The 18,110-nt window shown below is 53.4% G+C and carries 20 protein-coding genes; 18 read left to right on the top strand and 2 right to left on the bottom strand.

Annotation, left to right across the window (positions count from 1 at the left end):
- Positions 1–2 precede the first annotated feature (2 nt).
- Entirely contained in the window at positions 3–587 is a 585-nt protein-coding gene (locus HU143_RS13715; protein ID WP_001137603.1) for a Maf family protein, read from the bottom strand.
- Between the two features lie 197 nt (positions 588–784).
- Here HU143_RS13715 and yceD point away from each other — a divergent pair, with 197 nt between their 5' ends.
- The 14 genes from yceD (at position 785) to ptsG (ending at position 13,314) form a co-directional block, all read left to right on the top strand.
- Positions 785–1,306 (top strand): 23S rRNA accumulation protein YceD, encoded by a 522-nt coding sequence (yceD, locus tag HU143_RS13710; protein WP_001174492.1) that lies wholly within the window; start codon positions 785–787, stop codon positions 1,304–1,306.
- Between the two features lie 51 nt (positions 1,307–1,357).
- Positions 1,358–1,531: a 50S ribosomal protein L32 gene (rpmF, locus tag HU143_RS13705; protein WP_000290727.1), complete on the top strand. Its 174-nt coding sequence runs from the start codon at positions 1,358–1,360 to the stop codon at positions 1,529–1,531.
- 133 nt (positions 1,532–1,664) lie between these two features.
- On the top strand, positions 1,665–2,744 hold the full coding sequence (gene plsX, locus HU143_RS13700) for a phosphate acyltransferase PlsX (protein WP_080229794.1): 1,080 nt from the start codon (positions 1,665–1,667) through the stop codon (positions 2,742–2,744).
- Between the two features lie 79 nt (positions 2,745–2,823).
- On the top strand, positions 2,824–3,777 hold the full coding sequence (gene fabH / locus HU143_RS13695; RefSeq protein ID WP_000288151.1) for a beta-ketoacyl-ACP synthase III: 954 nt from the start codon (positions 2,824–2,826) through the stop codon (positions 3,775–3,777).
- Positions 3,778–3,792: 15 nt separating this feature from the next.
- Positions 3,793–4,722 carry an ACP S-malonyltransferase gene (gene fabD, locus HU143_RS13690; RefSeq protein ID WP_000191343.1) on the top strand — a complete coding sequence of 310 codons (930 nt, stop codon included), beginning with the start codon at positions 3,793–3,795 and terminating at the stop codon, positions 4,720–4,722.
- Between the two features lie 12 nt (positions 4,723–4,734).
- Positions 4,735–5,469, top strand: a complete 735-nt coding sequence (gene fabG / locus HU143_RS13685; protein WP_000007236.1) for a 3-oxoacyl-ACP reductase FabG — start codon at positions 4,735–4,737, stop codon at positions 5,467–5,469.
- A gap of 155 nt (positions 5,470–5,624) precedes the next feature.
- Entirely contained in the window at positions 5,625–5,861 is a 237-nt protein-coding gene (gene acpP / locus HU143_RS13680) for an acyl carrier protein (protein WP_000103754.1), read from the top strand.
- A gap of 85 nt (positions 5,862–5,946) precedes the next feature.
- Positions 5,947–7,188, top strand: coding sequence for a beta-ketoacyl-ACP synthase II (gene fabF, locus HU143_RS13675; RefSeq protein ID WP_000044664.1), 1,242 nt, complete (start codon positions 5,947–5,949; stop codon positions 7,186–7,188).
- Positions 7,189–7,311: 123 nt separating this feature from the next.
- Positions 7,312–8,121, top strand: coding sequence for an aminodeoxychorismate lyase (gene pabC / locus HU143_RS13670; protein ID WP_000478656.1), 810 nt, complete (start codon positions 7,312–7,314; stop codon positions 8,119–8,121).
- A 2-nt stretch (positions 8,122–8,123) separates the two neighbouring features.
- Positions 8,124–9,146, top strand: a complete 1,023-nt coding sequence (gene yceG / locus HU143_RS13665) for a cell division protein YceG (RefSeq protein WP_023227257.1) — start codon at positions 8,124–8,126, stop codon at positions 9,144–9,146.
- Positions 9,136–9,777 carry a dTMP kinase gene (gene tmk / locus HU143_RS13660; protein ID WP_064441692.1) on the top strand — a complete coding sequence of 214 codons (642 nt, stop codon included), beginning with the start codon at positions 9,136–9,138 and terminating at the stop codon, positions 9,775–9,777. Before yceG ends, tmk begins: the two co-directional genes overlap by 11 nt.
- A complete protein-coding gene (gene holB, locus HU143_RS13655) occupies positions 9,774–10,778 on the top strand; it encodes a DNA polymerase III subunit delta' (RefSeq protein WP_023227256.1) in 1,005 nt (334 codons plus the stop codon). Before tmk ends, holB begins: the two co-directional genes overlap by 4 nt.
- A 10-nt stretch (positions 10,779–10,788) precedes the next feature.
- Positions 10,789–11,586, top strand: coding sequence for a metal-dependent hydrolase (locus HU143_RS13650; RefSeq protein ID WP_023227255.1), 798 nt, complete (start codon positions 10,789–10,791; stop codon positions 11,584–11,586).
- A 294-nt stretch (positions 11,587–11,880) separates the two neighbouring features.
- Positions 11,881–13,314 (top strand): PTS glucose transporter subunit IIBC, encoded by a 1,434-nt coding sequence (gene ptsG / locus HU143_RS13645; RefSeq protein ID WP_000475708.1) that lies wholly within the window; start codon positions 11,881–11,883, stop codon positions 13,312–13,314.
- A gap of 85 nt (positions 13,315–13,399) precedes the next feature.
- Here ptsG and fhuE read toward each other — a convergent pair whose 3' ends face one another.
- The gene (fhuE, locus tag HU143_RS13640; protein WP_023227254.1) at positions 13,400–15,574 is read right to left on the bottom strand and encodes a ferric-rhodotorulic acid/ferric-coprogen receptor FhuE; all 2,175 of its coding nucleotides are present in this window, start codon (positions 15,572–15,574) and stop codon (positions 13,400–13,402) included.
- 341 nt (positions 15,575–15,915) lie between these two features.
- On the opposite strand from fhuE, the gene hinT reads away from it, so the two are divergent.
- Genes hinT through thiK form a run of 4 tightly spaced genes read left to right on the top strand, consistent with a single transcriptional unit; the run spans position 15,916 to position 18,109 of the window.
- Entirely contained in the window at positions 15,916–16,275 is a 360-nt protein-coding gene (gene hinT / locus HU143_RS13635; RefSeq protein ID WP_001532068.1) for a purine nucleoside phosphoramidase, read from the top strand.
- Between the two features lie 2 nt (positions 16,276–16,277).
- On the top strand, positions 16,278–16,652 hold the full coding sequence (locus HU143_RS13630) for a YcfL family protein (RefSeq protein ID WP_000589563.1): 375 nt from the start codon (positions 16,278–16,280) through the stop codon (positions 16,650–16,652).
- A gap of 13 nt (positions 16,653–16,665) precedes the next feature.
- The gene (lpoB, locus tag HU143_RS13625) at positions 16,666–17,304 is read left to right on the top strand and encodes a penicillin-binding protein activator LpoB (protein ID WP_000164359.1); all 639 of its coding nucleotides are present in this window, start codon (positions 16,666–16,668) and stop codon (positions 17,302–17,304) included.
- Positions 17,285–18,109 carry a thiamine kinase gene (thiK, locus tag HU143_RS13620; RefSeq protein ID WP_001257333.1) on the top strand — a complete coding sequence of 275 codons (825 nt, stop codon included), beginning with the start codon at positions 17,285–17,287 and terminating at the stop codon, positions 18,107–18,109. The genes lpoB and thiK overlap by 20 nt, the downstream gene beginning before the upstream one ends.
- Position 18,110: the final 1 nt, after the last annotated feature.

Raw genomic sequence — 18,110 nt, 5'->3', positions numbered from 1 at the left:
AATCAGGCATTCAGCGGGTTCATCTCTTCCCGTCGCAGCATCTGGCACAGGGCAATAAGCGGCAAGCCAATCAGCGTGTTCGGATCGCGGCCCTCTAAGCGCTCAAATAATGCAATGCCTAAACCTTCGCTTTTAAAACTTCCCGCGCAGTGCAGCGGATGCTCTTTACGGACATAGTCGTCTATTTCCGCTTCGCTTAAATGGCGAAAGTGAACGTCAAAAGGCTCCACTTCGGTTTGTAAGTGCCCGGAGGCGGAGTTATACAGTGCCAGTCCGGTATAAAACGTCACAATATTTCCGCTGGCTTTGGCTAATTGCTGACGCGCTTTTTCTTCCGTCAGCGGTTTGCCGGTGATTTCGCCGTCCAGAACACAAATTTGGTCGGAGCCAATAATCAAATGATTCGGGAAACGCGCGGCGAGCGATTGCGCCTTAGCCTGCGCCAGCCGCAGCACCAACTGACGCGGCGCTTCGCCCGGCATGGGGGTTTCATCAACATCCGGCGCGGCGCATTCGAAAGGAATCGTCAGCTTTTCCAGCAGCGCGCGACGCCAGGGAGAGGTAGACGCAAGGATGAGACGGGGCATATTTTTTCCCTCAGATATAGCGTAATGATGAGAGCCATCTTAAACTATGCTCTTCGGTCTTCAAGCCTGTCATACTGACTCGTCTTGAGCGAAAATAAGTCTGTAACCCGCAATGTGTGCGAATTATTGGCAAAAGGCAACCGCAGGCTGCCTTTTTCTTTGACTATATGACGTTACGAAGTTAATATGCGCGCCCTATGCAAAAGGTAAAATTACCCCTGACTCTTGATCCGGTTCGTACCGCTCAAAAACGCCTTGATTACCAGGGTATCTATACCCCCGATCAGGTTGAGCGCGTTGCCGAATCTGTAGTCAGTGTGGACAGTGATGTGGAATGCTCCATGTCGTTCGCTATCGATAACCAACGTCTCGCCGTTTTAACCGGCGATGCGGTCGTTACGGTGTCGCTCGAATGCCAGCGTTGCGGGAAACCGTTTACCCATCAGGTTCACACAACGTATTGTTTTAGCCCTGTCCGTTCCGACGAGCAGGCTGAAGCACTGCCGGAAGCGTATGAGCCGATTGAGGTAAACGAATTCGGCGAAATCGATCTGCTGGCGACGGTTGAAGATGAAATCATCCTCGCCTTGCCGGTAGTTCCGGTGCATGATTCTGAACACTGTGAAGTGTCCGAGGCGGACATGGTCTTTGGCGAACTGCCTGATGAAGCGCAAAAGCCAAACCCATTTGCCGTATTAGCCAGCTTAAAGCGTAAGTAATAGGTCTTCCCCGCGGACGCAGGGATAAACCGTAATTGAGGAGTAAGGTCCATGGCCGTACAACAGAATAAACCAACCCGTTCCAAACGTGGCATGCGTCGTTCCCATGACGCTCTGACCGCAGTCACCAGCCTGTCTGTAGACAAAACTTCTGGTGAAAAACACCTGCGTCACCACATCACTGCCGACGGTTACTACCGCGGCCGTAAGGTCATCGCTAAGTAATCGCGCGATACTCGATGCCTTTTGCATCACAGGCGTGCCTGTGGTGTAAAAGCCGAAGAGTACAAGCGTGATAAAGCTTAGTGAGGATTTCTCCGCGTAAGCGGAGAACACCGAACCAGGCAGCGACGATACCTTGACACGTCTAACCCTGGCGTTAGATGTCATGGGGGGCGATTTTGGTCCTTCCGTGACGGTGCCTGCAGCATTGCAGGCACTGAACGCTAATTCGCAGCTCACTCTTCTTTTAGTCGGGAATCCCGATATTATCACGCCATTACTTGCCAAAGCTGACTTTGAACAACGTTCGCGTCTGCAGATTATCCCTGCACAGTCAGTTATTGCCAGTGATGCCCGGCCTTCGCAGGCGATCCGCGCCAGTCGCGGGACATCCATGCGTGTGGCCCTGGAGCTTGTGAAAGAAGGCCGAGCCGAAGCTTGCGTTAGCGCCGGTAATACCGGGGCGCTGATGGGGCTGGCGAAATTATTGCTCAAGCCTCTTGAGGGGATTGAGCGTCCGGCGTTGGTGACGGTATTACCGCACCAGCAAAAGGGCAAAACGGTAGTGCTTGATTTGGGTGCCAACGTCGACTGTGACAGCACCATGCTGGTGCAGTTTGCCGTGATGGGCGCCGTTTTGGCGGAAGAGGTCGTCGGGATCAAAAATCCCCGCGTGGCGCTACTCAATATCGGGGAAGAAGAAACCAAAGGCCTCGACAGTATTCGCGAAGCCTCTTTAATGTTAAAAACAGTCCCAACCATCAATTACATCGGCTACCTTGAGGCGAATGAGTTACTGACGGGAAAAACCGATGTACTGGTGTGTGACGGCTTTACAGGCAATGTCACACTTAAAACGATGGAAGGGGTTGTCAGAATGTTCCTTTCACTGCTGAAATCACAGGGCGAGGGGAAAAAACGGTCGTGGTGGCTGCTGTTATTAAAACGTTGGTTACAAAAAAGCCTGACGAGGCGATTCAGTCACCTCAACCCCGACCGGTATAATGGCGCCTGTCTGTTAGGATTGCGCGGCACGGTGATAAAAAGTCATGGTGCGGCCAATCAGCGAGCATTTGCAGTCGCGATTGAACAGGCAGTGCAGGCGGTGCAGCGACAAGTTCCTCAGCGAATTGCCGCTCGCCTGGAATCTGTATACCCAGCCGGATTTGAACCGCTGGACGATGGCAAAGGCGTAAACCTGCGGGCGCACAGATAATATCGCTGTCTCCCCGGCGCCGCCAGCGTGCCAGACGTTTACAGGTAACGGTATATAACCGAAAAGTGACTGAGCGTACATGTATACGAAGATTATTGGTACTGGCAGCTATCTGCCCGAACAAGTGCGGACTAACGCCGATCTGGAAAAAATGGTTGAGACCTCTGACGAGTGGATTGTCACTCGTACAGGTATTCGTGAACGCCATATCGCCGCGCCGAATGAAACTGTCGCGACGATGGGCTTTACCGCTGCGAATCGCGCGATTGAGATGGCGGGGATCGATAAAGACCAAATTGGCTTGATTGTGGTGGCTACCACATCAGCAACGCATGCATTTCCAAGCGCGGCATGTCAGATTCAAAGTATGCTCGGTATTAAAGGTTGCCCGGCGTTTGATGTCGCGGCAGCGTGCGCAGGTTTCACCTATGCGTTAAGTATCGCCGACCAGTACGTTAAATCCGGCGTGGTTAAACACGCGCTGGTGGTCGGTTCCGATGTATTAGCCCGCACTTGCGATCCTGGCGATCGCGGTACGATCATTATTTTCGGCGATGGCGCAGGCGCGGCCGTACTGAGCGCTTCTGAAGAACCGGGTATTATCTCCACTCATCTTCATGCCGATGGCCGTTACGGTGAATTACTGACCCTGCCGAATGCCGATCGCGTAAATCCGGATAACCCGATTTACCTGACGATGGCGGGCAATGAAGTCTTTAAAGTGGCGGTCACTGAACTGGCGCATATTGTCGATGAGACGCTGGCGGCTAATAACCTGGATCGCTCAGAACTCGATTGGCTGGTGCCGCATCAGGCTAACCTGCGTATCATTAGCGCGACAGCGAAAAAACTCGGCATGTCGATGGACAATGTCGTCGTCACGCTGGACAGGCACGGCAATACCTCCGCGGCTTCTGTGCCGTGCGCGCTGGATGAAGCCGTGCGTGACGGGCGAATTAAAGCCGGTCAGCTGGTATTGCTTGAAGCCTTCGGGGGTGGATTCACCTGGGGCTCCGCGCTGATTCGTTTCTAGTATAAGGATTTAAACATGACGCAATTTGCATTTGTGTTCCCCGGTCAGGGTTCTCAGAGCGTTGGGATGTTGGCCGAAATGGCGGCAAATTACCCTATCGTAGAAGAAACGTTTGCTGAAGCTTCTGCGGCTCTGGGATATGATCTGTGGGCGCTCACCCAGCAAGGTCCAGCGGAAGAACTGAATAAAACCTGGCAGACGCAGCCGGCGTTATTAACCGCTTCCGTCGCGCTTTGGCGCGTTTGGCAGCAGCAGGGCGGTAAAATGCCTGCGTTAATGGCAGGTCACAGCCTGGGCGAATATTCCGCGCTGGTTTGCGCTGGCGTCATCAACTTTGCTGATGCCGTTCGTCTGGTGGAAATGCGTGGTAAATTCATGCAGGAAGCGGTTCCGGAAGGTACTGGCGGCATGTCTGCGATCATCGGGCTGGATGATGCCTCTATTGCTAAAGCCTGTGAAGAATCTGCCGAAGGGCAGGTTGTTTCGCCGGTTAACTTTAACTCGCCGGGACAGGTGGTTATCGCCGGGCATAAAGAGGCGGTAGAACGCGCGGGCGCAGCCTGTAAAGCCGCTGGCGCGAAACGCGCGCTGCCGCTGCCGGTGAGCGTACCGTCGCACTGCGCGCTGATGAAACCAGCGGCAGATAAGCTGGCGGTTGAATTAGCCAAAATTACCTTTAGCGCGCCAACGGTGCCGGTAGTAAACAACGTTGACGTGAAATGTGAAACCGATGCCGCCGCTATCCGCGATGCGCTGGTTCGCCAGTTGTACAATCCGGTACAGTGGACGAAGAGCGTGGAATTTATCGCGGCGCAGGGCGTTGAACATCTTTATGAAGTGGGTCCAGGTAAAGTCCTCACTGGTCTGACGAAACGTATTGTCGACACCCTGACAGCGTCGGCGCTGAACGAGCCGGCGGCGCTGTCTGCGGCACTTACGCAATAAAAGAGGAAAACCATGAGCTTTGAAGGAAAGATTGCGCTGGTGACTGGTGCAAGCCGTGGCATAGGCCGCGCAATTGCAGAGACTCTCGTTGCCCGCGGCGCGAAAGTTATCGGGACTGCGACCAGTGAAAATGGTGCGAAGAACATTAGTGACTATTTAGGTGCTAACGGGAAAGGTTTGATGTTGAATGTGACCGATCCTGCATCTATTGAATCTGTTCTGGAAAATATTCGCGCAGAATTTGGTGAAGTGGATATCCTGGTTAATAATGCCGGTATCACTCGTGATAATCTGTTGATGCGAATGAAAGATGATGAGTGGAACGATATTATCGAAACCAACTTATCATCCGTTTTCCGCCTGTCAAAAGCGGTAATGCGCGCTATGATGAAAAAGCGTTGTGGTCGCATTATCACTATTGGTTCTGTGGTTGGTACCATGGGAAATGCAGGTCAGGCAAACTACGCTGCGGCGAAAGCGGGCCTGATCGGTTTCAGTAAATCACTGGCGCGTGAAGTTGCGTCCCGTGGTATTACTGTCAATGTTGTGGCTCCGGGTTTTATTGAAACGGACATGACGCGTGCGCTGTCTGACGATCAGCGTGCGGGTATCCTGGCGCAGGTGCCTGCGGGTCGCCTCGGCGGCGCTCAGGAAATCGCCAGCGCGGTTGCATTTTTAGCCTCTGACGAAGCGAGTTACATCACTGGTGAGACTCTGCACGTCAACGGCGGAATGTACATGGTTTAATCACGATTGAAAAATATTTGCGTTATTAGGGCGAAAGGCCGCAAAATAACGTAAAATCGTGGTAAGACCTGCTGGGATTTAGTTGCAAATTTTTCAACATTTTATACACTACGAAAACCATCGCGAAAGCGAGTTTTGATAGGAAATTTAAGAGTATGAGCACTATCGAAGAACGCGTTAAGAAAATTATCGGCGAACAGCTGGGCGTTAAGCAGGAAGAAGTAACCAACAATGCTTCTTTCGTTGAAGACCTGGGCGCAGATTCTCTTGACACCGTTGAGCTGGTAATGGCTCTGGAAGAAGAGTTTGATACTGAGATTCCGGACGAAGAAGCTGAGAAAATCACCACCGTTCAGGCTGCCATTGATTACATCAACGGCCACCAGGCGTAAGTGAACATCTCCAGGCGGTCGTTCGACCGCCTGAGTTTTATCTTTTTGTCCCACTAGAATCATTTTCCCTCCCTGGAGGACAACCGTGTCTAAGCGTCGTGTAGTTGTGACCGGACTGGGCATGTTGTCTCCTGTCGGCAATACCGTAGAGTCTACCTGGAAAGCTCTCCTTGCCGGTCAGAGTGGCATCAGCCTGATCGACCATTTCGATACTAGCGCCTATGCAACGAAATTTGCTGGCTTAGTAAAGGATTTTAACTGTGATGACATTATCTCGCGCAAAGAACAGCGCAAGATGGATGCCTTCATTCAATATGGAATTGTCGCTGGCGTACAGGCCATGCAGGATTCTGGCCTTGAAGTGACGGAAGAGAACGCAAGCCGTATTGGCGCCGCTATCGGCTCCGGTATCGGTGGTCTCGGTCTGATCGAAGAAAACCACAGTTCGCTGGTAAAAGGCGGACCGCGTAAGATTAGCCCGTTCTTTGTCCCGTCGACGATTGTTAACATGGTAGCAGGCCATCTGACTATCATGTATGGCCTGCGTGGGCCAAGCATCTCTATTGCGACTGCCTGTACTTCAGGCGTGCATAACATCGGCCATGCCGCGCGTATCATCGCCTATGGCGATGCGGACGCGATGGTGGCAGGTGGCGCAGAAAAAGCCAGTACGCCGCTGGGCGTAGGTGGTTTTGGCGCAGCGCGCGCGCTGTCGACCCGCAACGATAACCCACAGGCGGCGAGCCGTCCGTGGGATAAAGAACGCGATGGTTTTGTACTGGGCGACGGTGCCGGTATGTTGGTGCTTGAAGAGTACGAACATGCAAAAGCGCGTGGTGCGAAAATCTATGCTGAAATCGTCGGCTTTGGTATGAGCAGCGATGCTTACCATATGACGTCGCCGCCGGAAAATGGCGCAGGCGCTGCGCTGGCGATGGTTAACGCGTTGCGTGATGCCGCGATTGAGCCTGCTCAGATTGGCTACGTCAACGCGCACGGCACGTCGACGCCTGCCGGCGACAAAGCTGAGACGCAGGCGGTTAAGTCAGTCTTTGGCGATGCCGCAAGCCGAGTGATGGTGAGCTCGACCAAATCGATGACCGGCCATCTGTTGGGCGCCGCAGGCGCAGTAGAGTCTATTTTCTCTATTCTGGCGCTACGCGATCAGGCCATTCCGCCAACCATTAATCTGGATAACCCGGATGAAGGTTGCGATCTGGACTTCGTGCCGCATGAAGCGCGCCAGGTCAGCGATCTGGAGTACGCTCTGTGTAACTCCTTTGGTTTTGGCGGAACTAACGGTTCCTTGATCTTTAAAAAGATCTAAGTTAAGCCAGAGACAGACATTAATAAAAAGGTCCGCTTGTCGGGCCTTTTTTATCAGGCATATCACCTCTTGTTCTGCGTTATTCATCCTGCCACACTAGCAGGCGACGGATAAGGAGCCACTATGTTTTTAATTAATGGCCATGCGCAGGATCAACTTGCTGTAAGCGACCGGGCGACGCAGTTCGGCGATGGCAGTTTTACGACCGCACGTATTGTTGATGGCAACATTTGCCATCTGGAAGCGCATCTTCAGCGCTTGCAGGTTGCCTGTGAAAAATTACGGATCGCTTTTAGCCATTGGGCGACCCTTCGGCAAGAGATGACAATGTTGGCCACAGGGCATGATTCAGGCGTGTTGAAAGTGATCATTAGCCGTGGCAGCGGCGGCCGGGGATACAGCGCCACGAATTGTCAGGCAGCTACCCGAATCCTCTCCGTTTCTGCTTATCCCGCTTATTATTCTCAGTGGCGTAAGCAAGGCATCACTCTTACCCTTAGTCCCATACCGCTTGGGCGCAATCCTTATCTTGCCGGATTAAAACATCTGAACCGCCTCGAACAGGTGTTGATTCGCTCTCATCTTGAGCAGACGGACGCCGATGAGGCGCTGGTTCTTGACAGCGAGGGATGGGTTACGGAATGCTGTGCGGCTAATTTGTTCTGGCGTACAGGCGACATTGTTTTTACGCCGCGTCTGGATCAGGCCGGGGTGAACGGCATTATGCGACAATTTTGTTTACGCCAACTGGCGCAATCTCCTTTCCAGGTTCTTGAAGTACAGGCGAGAGAGGAGGCAGTCAGGCAGGCGGATGAGATTATCATCTGCAACGCGCTAATGCCGATTATTCCCATACGCGCCTATCACGGGACGTCGTATTCTTCGCGAACACTGTTTCAATTTTTAGCCCCATTTTGTGAGCATCCGAATTAGTTATGAAAAAATTGTCAGGCGTTTTCCTTCTGCTGTTGGTTGTGCTGGGTATTGCCGCGGGCGTGGGGATGTGGAAAGTTCGCCATCTGGCGAACAGCACATTACTTATTAAAAACGAGACTATCTTTACGCTCAAGGCGGGAACGGGGCGGCTGGCGCTTGGTGACCAGCTTTATGATGAAAAAATCATTAATCGCCCCCGGGTATTTCAGTGGCTGCTGCGCGTGGAGCCTGAGTTATCGCACTTTAAAGCGGGAACTTACCGTTTTACGCCGGGGATGACCGTACGGGAGATGCTTGAGTTGCTGGAGAGCGGCAAAGAAGCGCAATTCCCGTTGCGGTTGGTGGAAGGGATGCGCCTTAGCGATTACCTGAAACAGCTACGAGAGGCGCCGTATATTCGCCATACATTGCCGGATGATGACTACGCCACTGTCGCTCAGGCATTAAAGCTTGCGCACCCGGAATGGGTAGAAGGGTGGTTCTGGCCTGATACCTGGATGTATACCGCCAACACCAGCGATGTCGCTATTCTCAAGCGAGCGCATCAAAAGATGGTGAAAGCTGTCGATACTGTCTGGAAAGGTCGGGCCGAGGGGCTGCCTTATAAAGATCAGAACCAACTGGTGACAATGGCCTCGATTATTGAAAAAGAGACGGCTGTCGCCAGCGAACGCGATCAGGTGGCCTCAGTCTTTATTAATCGCCTGAGAATCGGTATGCGCCTTCAGACCGATCCCACCGTGATTTACGGGATGGGGGCGAGTTATAATGGTAACTTGTCGCGTGCGGATCTGGAAAAGCCGACGGCTTATAACACGTATACCATAACCGGGCTGCCGCCAGGACCGATTGCATCGCCCAGCGAAGCGTCATTGCAGGCGGCGGCGCATCCGGCGAAAACGCCGTATCTCTATTTTGTGGCCGACGGTAAAGGTGGTCACACATTTAACACCAATCTTGCCAGCCATAATCGGTCAGTGCAGGAGTACCTGAAAGTGCTTAAGGAAAAAAATGGGCAGTAATTATATCGTCATCGAGGGCCTGGAAGGCGCCGGAAAAACCACTGCGCGCGACGTGGTGGTGGAGACCTTTGAGCAATTGGGTATTCGTAACATGATTTTTACCCGTGAGCCGGGCGGTACGCAACTTGCCGAAAAACTACGAAGTCTGGTGCTGGATATCCGATCGGTAGGCGACGAAGTGATTACCGATAAAGCGGAAGTGCTGATGTTTTATGCCGCTCGCGTACAGCTCGTCGAAACGGTAATCAAACCCGCGCTGGCGCAAGGCATATGGGTGATCGGCGATCGCCACGATCTCTCGACCCAGGCGTATCAGGGGGGAGGGCGCGGCATTGATCAAACCATGCTGGCGACACTACGCGATGCCGTGCTGGGCGATTTTCGCCCTGACCTGACGCTGTATCTGGATGTCACGCCGGAAGTCGGGCTAAAACGCGCCAGAGCGCGCGGCGATTTGGATCGCATTGAGCAAGAATCTTTTGATTTCTTTAACCGGACTCGCGCGCGCTATCTGGAACTGGCGGCGCAAGACTCGCGTATCCGCACCATTGACGCGACCCAGCCGCTGGATGCCGTCATGCGCGACATTCGCGCCACGGTGACGAAGTGGGTGCAGGAGCAAGCGGCATGAAATGGTATCCATGGTTACGGCCCGCCTATGAAAAACTGGTAGAAAGTTACCAGGCGGGACGTGGGCACCATGCGCTACTGATTCAGGCCTTACCTGGCATGGGCGACGAGGCGCTGTGCTATGCGCTGAGCCGTTATCTGTTATGCCAGCAGCCTGAGGGCCACAAAAGCTGTGGGCATTGCCGTGGCTGTCAGCTTATGCAGGCTGGCACGCATCCGGACTATTACACGCTGACGCCGGATAAAGGCAAAAGCAGCCTCGGCGTAGATGCGGTACGCGAGGTCAGCGAGAAATTGTACGAGCACTCCCGTCTGGGCGGTGCGAAGGTGGTGTGGATTGCGGATGCGGCGCTATTAACCGACGCCGCTGCCAATGCGTTGCTCAAAACGCTGGAAGAGCCGCCGGAGCAAACCTGGTTTTTCCTTGCCAGCCCGGAGCCTGCTCGTCTGTTGGCGACATTACGCAGCCGCTGCCGGCTGCATCATCTGGCGCCGCCGTCCGAATCGTATGCGATGTCATGGCTGTCGCGAGAAGTGACGGCGTCACAAGAAGCATTGCTCACGGCGCTACGCCTGAATGCGGGGTCGCCCGGCGCCGCGCTGGCGCTGTTGCAGTCTGAACGCTGGGCGCAGCGTGAGGCGCTGTGTCCGGCGTTAATGGACAGTTTGCATACGGGCGACTGGTATGCGGTATTAACGGCGCTCAATCATGAGCAAGCCCCGGCGCGCCTGCACTGGCTGGCGACGCTGCTGGTAGACGCGCTGAAACGTCAGCACGGCGCGTCGTACCTGACAAACGTTGATGCGGACGCGGTTGTTGCCGCGCTGGCGGGGCCGCTATCCCCGGCGCGTATTCAGGCAATCCTGAACGATGTTTGCCATTGTCGTGATCAATTACTTCATGTGACCGGATTAAACCGCGAACTGGTATTAACCGATCTCATTCTCCGCATCGAGCATTACCTGCAACCAGGCACCTTGTTGCCTGTTCCTCATCTTTGAGAGAGACATTATGTTTTTAGTCGACTCACACTGCCATCTTGATGGTCTGGATTATCAATCTTTGCATAAGGACGTGGACGATGTGCTGGCGAAAGCCGCCGCGCGCGATGTGAAGTTCTGTTTAGCGGTGGCGACGACGCTGCCGGGGTATCGCCATATGCGCGAGCTGGTGGGCAAGCGCGATAATGTGGTCTTTTCCTGCGGCGTGCATCCGTTAAATCAGGATGAGGTATATGACGTTGAAGAACTGCGCCTCCTTGCTGCAGAAGACGATGTGGTGGCGATGGGCGAGACCGGGCTTGATTACTTTTACACGCCTGAGACCAAAATCCGCCAGCAGGCGTCTTTTATTCATCATATCCAGATTGGCCGCGAATTGCGTAAACCGGTGATTGTCCATACTCGCGACGCGCGTGCCGATACGCTGGCTATCCTGCGCGAAGAAAAAGTGACGGATTGCGGCGGCGTACTACACTGTTTTACAGAAGACAGAGAAACGGCCGGCAAATTGCTGGATCTGGGGTTTTATATCTCTTTTTCCGGCATCGTAACGTTCCGTAACGCTGAACAGTTGCGTGATGCGGCGCGCTATGTGCCACTGGATCGGTTGTTAGTCGAGACCGATTCTCCTTATCTGGCGCCGGTGCCGCATCGCGGTAAAGAGAACCAGCCTGCGATGGTACGCGACGTCGCAGAATATATGGCGGTATTGAAAGGGGTTGCCGTTGAAGAACTGGCGCAGATCACCACCGATAACTTTGCTCGCCTGTTCCATATTGACGCGTCTCGCCTGTCACCAATCCGTTAAACGAGTTTTTTTAGAGCTCGTAATTAATAAGCAAAGCGCGTAAAGTTCACCGCCACAAAAGGGGCGGTGAGCGAGCTTATGGAAACATTCGGAAACTCATTTTGGCAGAATGTGATACTTTTTAGGCTATCTGGCGCTGAAACGTGATAGCCGTCAAACAAAATCAGACGTATTTATTTTACTCTGTGTAATAAATAAAAGGGCACTTAGATGTCCTGTCCACGGCGAGGTTCTCCCCCCTCGCCAATGCGTGAGAACGTAGAAAAGCACAAATACTCAGGAGCACTCTCAATTATGTTTAAGAATGCATTTGCTAACCTGCAAAAGGTCGGTAAATCGCTGATGCTGCCGGTATCCGTACTCCCTATCGCAGGTATCCTGCTGGGTGTCGGTTCCGCTAACTTCAGCTGGCTGCCAGCCGTTGTATCGCACGTTATGGCAGAAGCGGGCGGATCTGTTTTTGCCAATATGCCGCTGATTTTCGCTATCGGCGTGGCGTTGGGCTTCACCAACAACGACGGCGTTTCGGCTCTGGCGGCGGTAGTCGCGTATGGCATCATGGTGAAAACCATGGCTGTGGTTGCGCCGCTGGTTCTGCATTTACCTGCTGAAGAGATCGCCGCTAAACACCTTGCTGATACGGGTGTTCTCGGGGGGATTATCTCCGGTGCGATCGCAGCGTATATGTTTAACCGCTTCTACCGTATCAAATTGCCTGAGTATCTGGGCTTCTTTGCGGGCAAACGCTTCGTGCCGATCATTTCGGGTCTGGCCGCTATTTTTACTGGTGTGGTGCTGTCTTTCGTATGGCCGCCAGTCGGTACGGCTATCCAGGCGTTCTCGCAGTGGGCGGCTTATCAGAACCCGGTTGTCGCGTTTGGTATTTACGGTTTTATCGAGCGTTGCCTGGTGCCGTTTGGTCTGCATCATATCTGGAACGTTCCTTTCCAGATGCAGATCGGCGAATACACCAACGCCGCGGGTCAGGTATTCCACGGCGACATTCCGCGCTATATGGCGGGCGACCCGACGGCGGGTATGTTGTCTGGCGGCTTCCTGTTCAAAATGTACGGTCTGCCGGCTGCGGCCATTGCTATCTGGCACTCTGCTAAACCGGAAAACCGCGCAAAAGTGGGCGGTATCATGATTTCCGCCGCGCTGACCTCGTTTTTGACGGGTATTACCGAGCCTATCGAGTTCTCCTTCATGTTCGTGGCGCCGATCCTGTACATTATTCACGCGATTCTGGCAGGTCTGGCATTCCCGATCTGTATCCTGCTGGGGATGCGTGACGGTACGTCATTCTCCCACGGTCTGATTGACTTTATCGTGCTGTCCGGTAACAGCAGCAAATTGTGGCTGTTCCCGATTGTTGGTGCCGGTTATGCGATTGTGTACTACACCGTGTTCCGCGTGTTGATCAAAGCGCTGGATCTGAAAACGCCGGGTCGTGAAGACACTACTGATGACGCAAAAGCGGGCGCGACCAGCGAAATGGCGCCGGCTTTGGTTGCGGCGTTTGGCGGTAAAGAGAACATCACTAACCTGGATGCCTGTATCACGCGTCTGCGCGTGAGCGTAGCCGATGTAGCGAAAGTGGATCAGGCTGGCCTGAAGAAACTGGGCGCGGCAGGCGTTGTCGTCGCGGGCTCCGGCGTTCAGGCTATTTTCGGTACGAAATCCGATAACCTGAAAACGGAAATGGATGAGTACATCCGTAACAGCTAAGCAGTAATGATGTTGGGGAGAATTAAGGCAGCCATTCGGCTGCCTTTTTTTAATGGCGCTTTACATGCCGCTCTCCGACAGTCTGTCAGAACTGATAATTGGCGGTGAGGCTGACGTTACGCGGCGCGCCGTAAACAATGGAACCATCAATATTGGTGTCGTAGGTTTTATCGAACAGGTTGTTGATGTTTCCCTGTACGGAGAAATTTTTCGTCACCTGATAACGGGTAAACAGATCGACCAGCGCATAGCTGCCCTGTTCGGCGCGGAAAGTGCCGTACGGCGTCGTGGTATCTTTGTAAACCCGATTCTGCCAGTTCACGCCGCCGCCGACCGTCAGCTCCGGTATCGCCGGCAGACGATAGCGGGTGAATAACTTCACGCTGGTGCGCGGGAGATTAGGGTTCACGGCGTTACCTTCATTGTCCTCGGCAACATACCGGGTAGCCCCGAAAGTCATCTGCCAGTTATCGGTAATTGCGCCGTTCACTTCAAATTCGACGCCTTTGCTCACCGTTCCGTCAGTAGACTTCCAGGCAAACTCCCCATTACTGCCAGGGATGGGAATAGTGGTTGCCTGAGCGACATTATCCTGCTCAATGCGGAACACGGACAACGTAGTGGTGAGGCGGCTGTTCATCCAGTCGGACTTCAGACCCGCTTCATAGTTATTACCGGTAATCGGAGCCAGATATTGACCCGCTTTGTCGCGTTTATTCTGCGGCTGAAAGATAGAGGTATAACTGGCATAAGCGGACCAGTTGTCGTTGATATCATAAATCAGCCCGGCATACGGCGTGGTATGGTTTTTCTCCATGCTGTAGGTCAGTGTATCAACACGCCAGTTGGTATAACGAGCGCCGAGAATCAGATGCAGCGGGTCGGCCAGCGAAATGCGCGTAGCGGCATACAGCGATTTCATATGCGTGGTATCGTCCTGCGCCAGATTTTGTGGCGCCCAGTGGGTTTGGGGGAAATTACCGTTAAAGGCGCTGAAGTTGCCAATGTCGTCCGGAAAGACGTTCGCCCAGGCGCTAAAATAGCGGTTATTCTGTTTACTATAACTGCCGCCAAACATCATATTGTGCTGACGGTCAAACAGCTCATAAGCGCCATCGGCAAAGAGATCTATGGCATCTACTTTGCGCTTGCCGCTGTTCCAGCCCGTACCGCCGACCACGGGGTAGCTTGCGCCATAAGGACTCACCAGCGTACCTGTCTCTTTATCGACTAACGCATCGATATACATCATTTTACTGTCGAATTTGACCTCAGTATGGGTCGCATTCAGGGTCGCCTGCCAGCTTTCGGCAAAACGCTGTTTAAGCGTGACGAAGAATTTATTTATCTCTTTGTTGTTATAAGCCCAGTCCGGGGCGGTACTACGCGCGCGGTCATAGCTATTTTTGCTGCCATCGGTGTTCCAGCGCGGCAGACCGCCCCAGGTTGGGCTGTTGACATCAATTTTTTGATATTCATAACCGGCTGAAAGGCTGGTGGTTGCCCCCAGATCGGCATCGACAATTCCGGAAAAGAACGCTTTCTCACTGTTATAACGGTCCAGCCAGGAATCATTATTCTGATAACCCGCCACGATGCGCCCACGGACATTGCCGTCTGCGGTGAGCGGACTTTGCAGATCCATGACGTAACGCTGCTTATTCCAGCTACCGTATTCTGTGGAGACGTTACCTTTGAACTCCCGACTGGTGGCGTGTTTACGGATCATATTAATTGAGGCCGAAGGATTGCCGGTTCCGGTCATCAGCCCATTCGCGCCGCGAACCACCTCCACGCGCTCATACAGCGCGGTATCCGTTAGCGCATCGCCCAGATTCCAGCGGGACTCAAAATACGTTGGAATACCGTCAACCATATAGTTGTCAATTTCAAACCCGCGCGAGTAATAGCTGATGCGATCGGAGTCAGCCTGGCTTCCGCTGATCCCTAGCGTATTGGTCATCACTTCGCCCAGGGTTTGCAACTGCTGGTCTTCCATACGCTGCTGGCTGACAATACTGACCGACTGCGGGATATCGCGCTGAGTCATCGGCATTTTGGTGCCCGCTGCGGTCGTTTTCACGCTGTAATCCTGTTCTTCGCGGTTTACGGCGTCAGCGGTCGTCGCGCCTTCGACAATAACGGTATCCTCAGCCGCGAAGGCGGCAGGCATAAATGCCATCGCCATACCCATAGCTAACAGCGATGGTGCGGCGGTGGACTGAAGGTGTTTGTCCCGGCGGTATTGAATGAAAGACATCTGAAAATCCTTGCTTGTTATTGGGGTAAGTTCAGGACGTATGACGTTGAACCTTTTCATTCTTTGCTAGTTAATGTGCATAAAAATGCAAATGAGAAATATACGCATTTGTATTAAATGTGTAAAACGGTATAACCAGGGAAACTAGAAATATTTTTTAAGCGTACAAAGGCGTCATGGCAGGGGGATATGGCGGTAAGTCCAGCATGTAGTCATTTTTCGCTTAATAAATCGTGGGTTAAAGTTGAAAGAGCGTCGGTAACTCGCTCATACTCTATACTCGCAGTATGGCTCGGCGTAGCATGTGCGCTGCAAGGGCTATTATGAAAAAGGAAAACGTCGTGGCAGAAGAAACTATATTCAGCAAAATTATTCGTCGTGAAATCCCTTCGGATATCGTTTATCAGGATGAACTGGTCACCGCCTTTCGTGATATTTCACCGCAGGCGCCGACGCATATCTTGATTATTCCCAATATTCTGATCCCCACCGTCAATGACGTGACGGCGGAACATGAACAGGCGTTAGGTCGGATGATCACCGTGGCGGCGAAAATCGCCGAACAGGAAGGCATTGCCGAAGATGGGTATCGTTTAATCATGAATACCAACCGTCATGGGGGCCAGGAGGTTTATCATATCCATATGCACCTACTGGGCGGGCGGCCGCTAGGCCCGATGCTGGCGCATAAAGGCTTGTAAGTATGATCAAAGGATGCATCGCGGTTTCTCTGGGCTTGCTGCTGCTTACCGGCTGCCGGTCACACCCTGAAATTCCGGTAAGCGACGCGCAGTCGCTGGTGATGGAGTCCACGGTTCTGGCGGCGGGCGTCACCGCAGAGCCGCCTGAACTGACGGCGTCTGATATCCAGCCATCAGCCTCTTCCCGCGTCTATAACGAAAGGCAAGAGCCCATAACCGTTCATTATCGGTTTTACTGGTATGACGCGCGGGGGCTGGAGATGCATCCGCTGGAGGCGCCGCGTAGCGTAACCATACCCGCGCGTTCGTCGGTAACGCTATTTGGCAGCGCCAATTATCTGGGGGCGCATAAGGTCAGGCTTTATCTTTATTTGTGAGGAGTGAATTTTGATGACAAAAATGCATCGCTACGCCGCCATCGCTGCGCTGGCGATATTTCTCTCCGGGTGTATGGCGCAACGTCAACCTGCGCCAGTTGAAGAGGTAAAACCAGCGCCAGAACAACCCGCGCAGCCGCCGCAGCCTCCTGTTGTGCCGTCTGTGCCAACGATTCCACAGCAACCGGGGCCGATCGAACATGAAGATCAAACGGGCCAGCCAGCGCCTAAGGTGCGCCACTATGACTGGAACGGCGCGATGCAACCGCTGGTCAGCAAAATGTTGCAGGCTGATGGCGTGACGGCCGGAAGCGTATTGCTTGTCGACAGCGTGAATAACCGGACGAATGGGTCGTTAAATGCGAACGAGGCAACGGAAACGTTACGTAATGCGCTGGCGAACAACGGTAAATTTACGCTGGTGTCCGTACAGCAACTCTCGATGGCAAAACAGCAGTTAGGATTGTCTCCGCAGGATAGTCTGGGAACGCGCAGTAAAGCTATTGGCATTGCGCGCAATGTCGGGGCGCAATATGTACTTTACTCCAGCGCATCCGGTAACGTTAACGCGCCTGCATTACAGATGCAGTTAATGCTGGTGCAAACTGGCGAGATAATCTGGTCAGGTAAAGGTGCGGTCCAACAACAATAATCCCTTAACGCGCGACGAGATCCTGTCGCGCTATTTTCCCCAGTATCGTCCCGCCGTCGCCGCATCACAGGGGCTAAGCGGCGGGAGCTGTATTATTGCCCACGATACTCACCGTGTCGTGCTGCGCCGTCATCACGACCCCGACGCTCCACCAGCCCATTTTTTACGTCATTACCGCGCCTTATCCCAATTGCCGGCCAGTCTTGCGCCGCGAGCGCTTTTTTATACGCCAGGCTGGATGGCGGTAGAATATCTGCATGGTGTGGTAAATTCCGCTCTGCCAGATGCCGACGAACTGGCGGCCTTACTGTATCATTTGCATCAACAGCCGCGTTTTGGCTGGCGTATCGCGCTATCGCCACTATTGGCGCAGTACTGGTCGTGTTGCGATCCGGCAAGGCGTACGCCGTTTTGGTTGCGGCGGCTCAAACAGTTGCAAAAAAACGGTGAACCTCGCCCGCTGCGGCTCGCGCCTTTGCATATGGATGTCCATGGCGACAATATAGTATTAACGTCCGCCGGGTTGAGACTGATTGACTGGGAGTATGCCGGCGACGGCGATATTGCGTTGGAGCTGGCGGCAGTATGGGTTGAGGATGAACGCCAGCACCGACAACTGGCAGACGCTTATGCCGCGCGCGCGCGAATCGACGCCCGGCAGCTATGGCGACAGATACGATTATGGCACCCCTGGGTCATTATGCTAAAAGCAGGGTGGTTCGAATACCGCTGGCGACAAACCGGCGAGCAACAATTTATCAGGCTGGCCGATGAAACCTGGCGCCAGCTACGTATGAAAGGATAAG

Source organism: Salmonella sp. SJTUF14076, assembly GCF_015534835.1.
Taxonomy (GTDB): domain Bacteria; phylum Pseudomonadota; class Gammaproteobacteria; order Enterobacterales; family Enterobacteriaceae; genus Salmonella; species Salmonella enterica.
This window is presented reverse-complemented; position numbering and strand designations above follow the sequence as displayed.

What these genes read in the sequence shown, in the direction of transcription:
- HU143_RS13715 (WP_001137603.1), bottom strand. Translation starts at nt 587, where the DNA reads ATGCCCCGTCTCATCCTTGCGTCTACCTCTCCCTGGCGTCGCGCGCTG.
- yceD (WP_001174492.1), top strand. Translation starts at nt 785, where the DNA reads ATGCAAAAGGTAAAATTACCCCTGACTCTTGATCCGGTTCGTACCGCT.
- rpmF (WP_000290727.1), top strand. Translation starts at nt 1,358, where the DNA reads ATGGCCGTACAACAGAATAAACCAACCCGTTCCAAACGTGGCATGCGT.
- fabH (WP_000288151.1), top strand. Translation starts at nt 2,824, where the DNA reads ATGTATACGAAGATTATTGGTACTGGCAGCTATCTGCCCGAACAAGTG.
- fabD (WP_000191343.1), top strand. Translation starts at nt 3,793, where the DNA reads ATGACGCAATTTGCATTTGTGTTCCCCGGTCAGGGTTCTCAGAGCGTT.
- fabG (WP_000007236.1), top strand. Translation starts at nt 4,735, where the DNA reads ATGAGCTTTGAAGGAAAGATTGCGCTGGTGACTGGTGCAAGCCGTGGC.
- acpP (WP_000103754.1), top strand. Translation starts at nt 5,625, where the DNA reads ATGAGCACTATCGAAGAACGCGTTAAGAAAATTATCGGCGAACAGCTG.
- pabC (WP_000478656.1), top strand. Translation starts at nt 7,312, where the DNA reads ATGTTTTTAATTAATGGCCATGCGCAGGATCAACTTGCTGTAAGCGAC.
- yceG (WP_023227257.1), top strand. Translation starts at nt 8,124, where the DNA reads ATGAAAAAATTGTCAGGCGTTTTCCTTCTGCTGTTGGTTGTGCTGGGT.
- tmk (WP_064441692.1), top strand. Translation starts at nt 9,136, where the DNA reads ATGGGCAGTAATTATATCGTCATCGAGGGCCTGGAAGGCGCCGGAAAA.
- holB (WP_023227256.1), top strand. Translation starts at nt 9,774, where the DNA reads ATGAAATGGTATCCATGGTTACGGCCCGCCTATGAAAAACTGGTAGAA.
- HU143_RS13650 (WP_023227255.1), top strand. Translation starts at nt 10,789, where the DNA reads ATGTTTTTAGTCGACTCACACTGCCATCTTGATGGTCTGGATTATCAA.
- ptsG (WP_000475708.1), top strand. Translation starts at nt 11,881, where the DNA reads ATGTTTAAGAATGCATTTGCTAACCTGCAAAAGGTCGGTAAATCGCTG.
- fhuE (WP_023227254.1), bottom strand. Translation starts at nt 15,574, where the DNA reads ATGTCTTTCATTCAATACCGCCGGGACAAACACCTTCAGTCCACCGCC.
- HU143_RS13630 (WP_000589563.1), top strand. Translation starts at nt 16,278, where the DNA reads ATGATCAAAGGATGCATCGCGGTTTCTCTGGGCTTGCTGCTGCTTACC.
- lpoB (WP_000164359.1), top strand. Translation starts at nt 16,666, where the DNA reads ATGACAAAAATGCATCGCTACGCCGCCATCGCTGCGCTGGCGATATTT.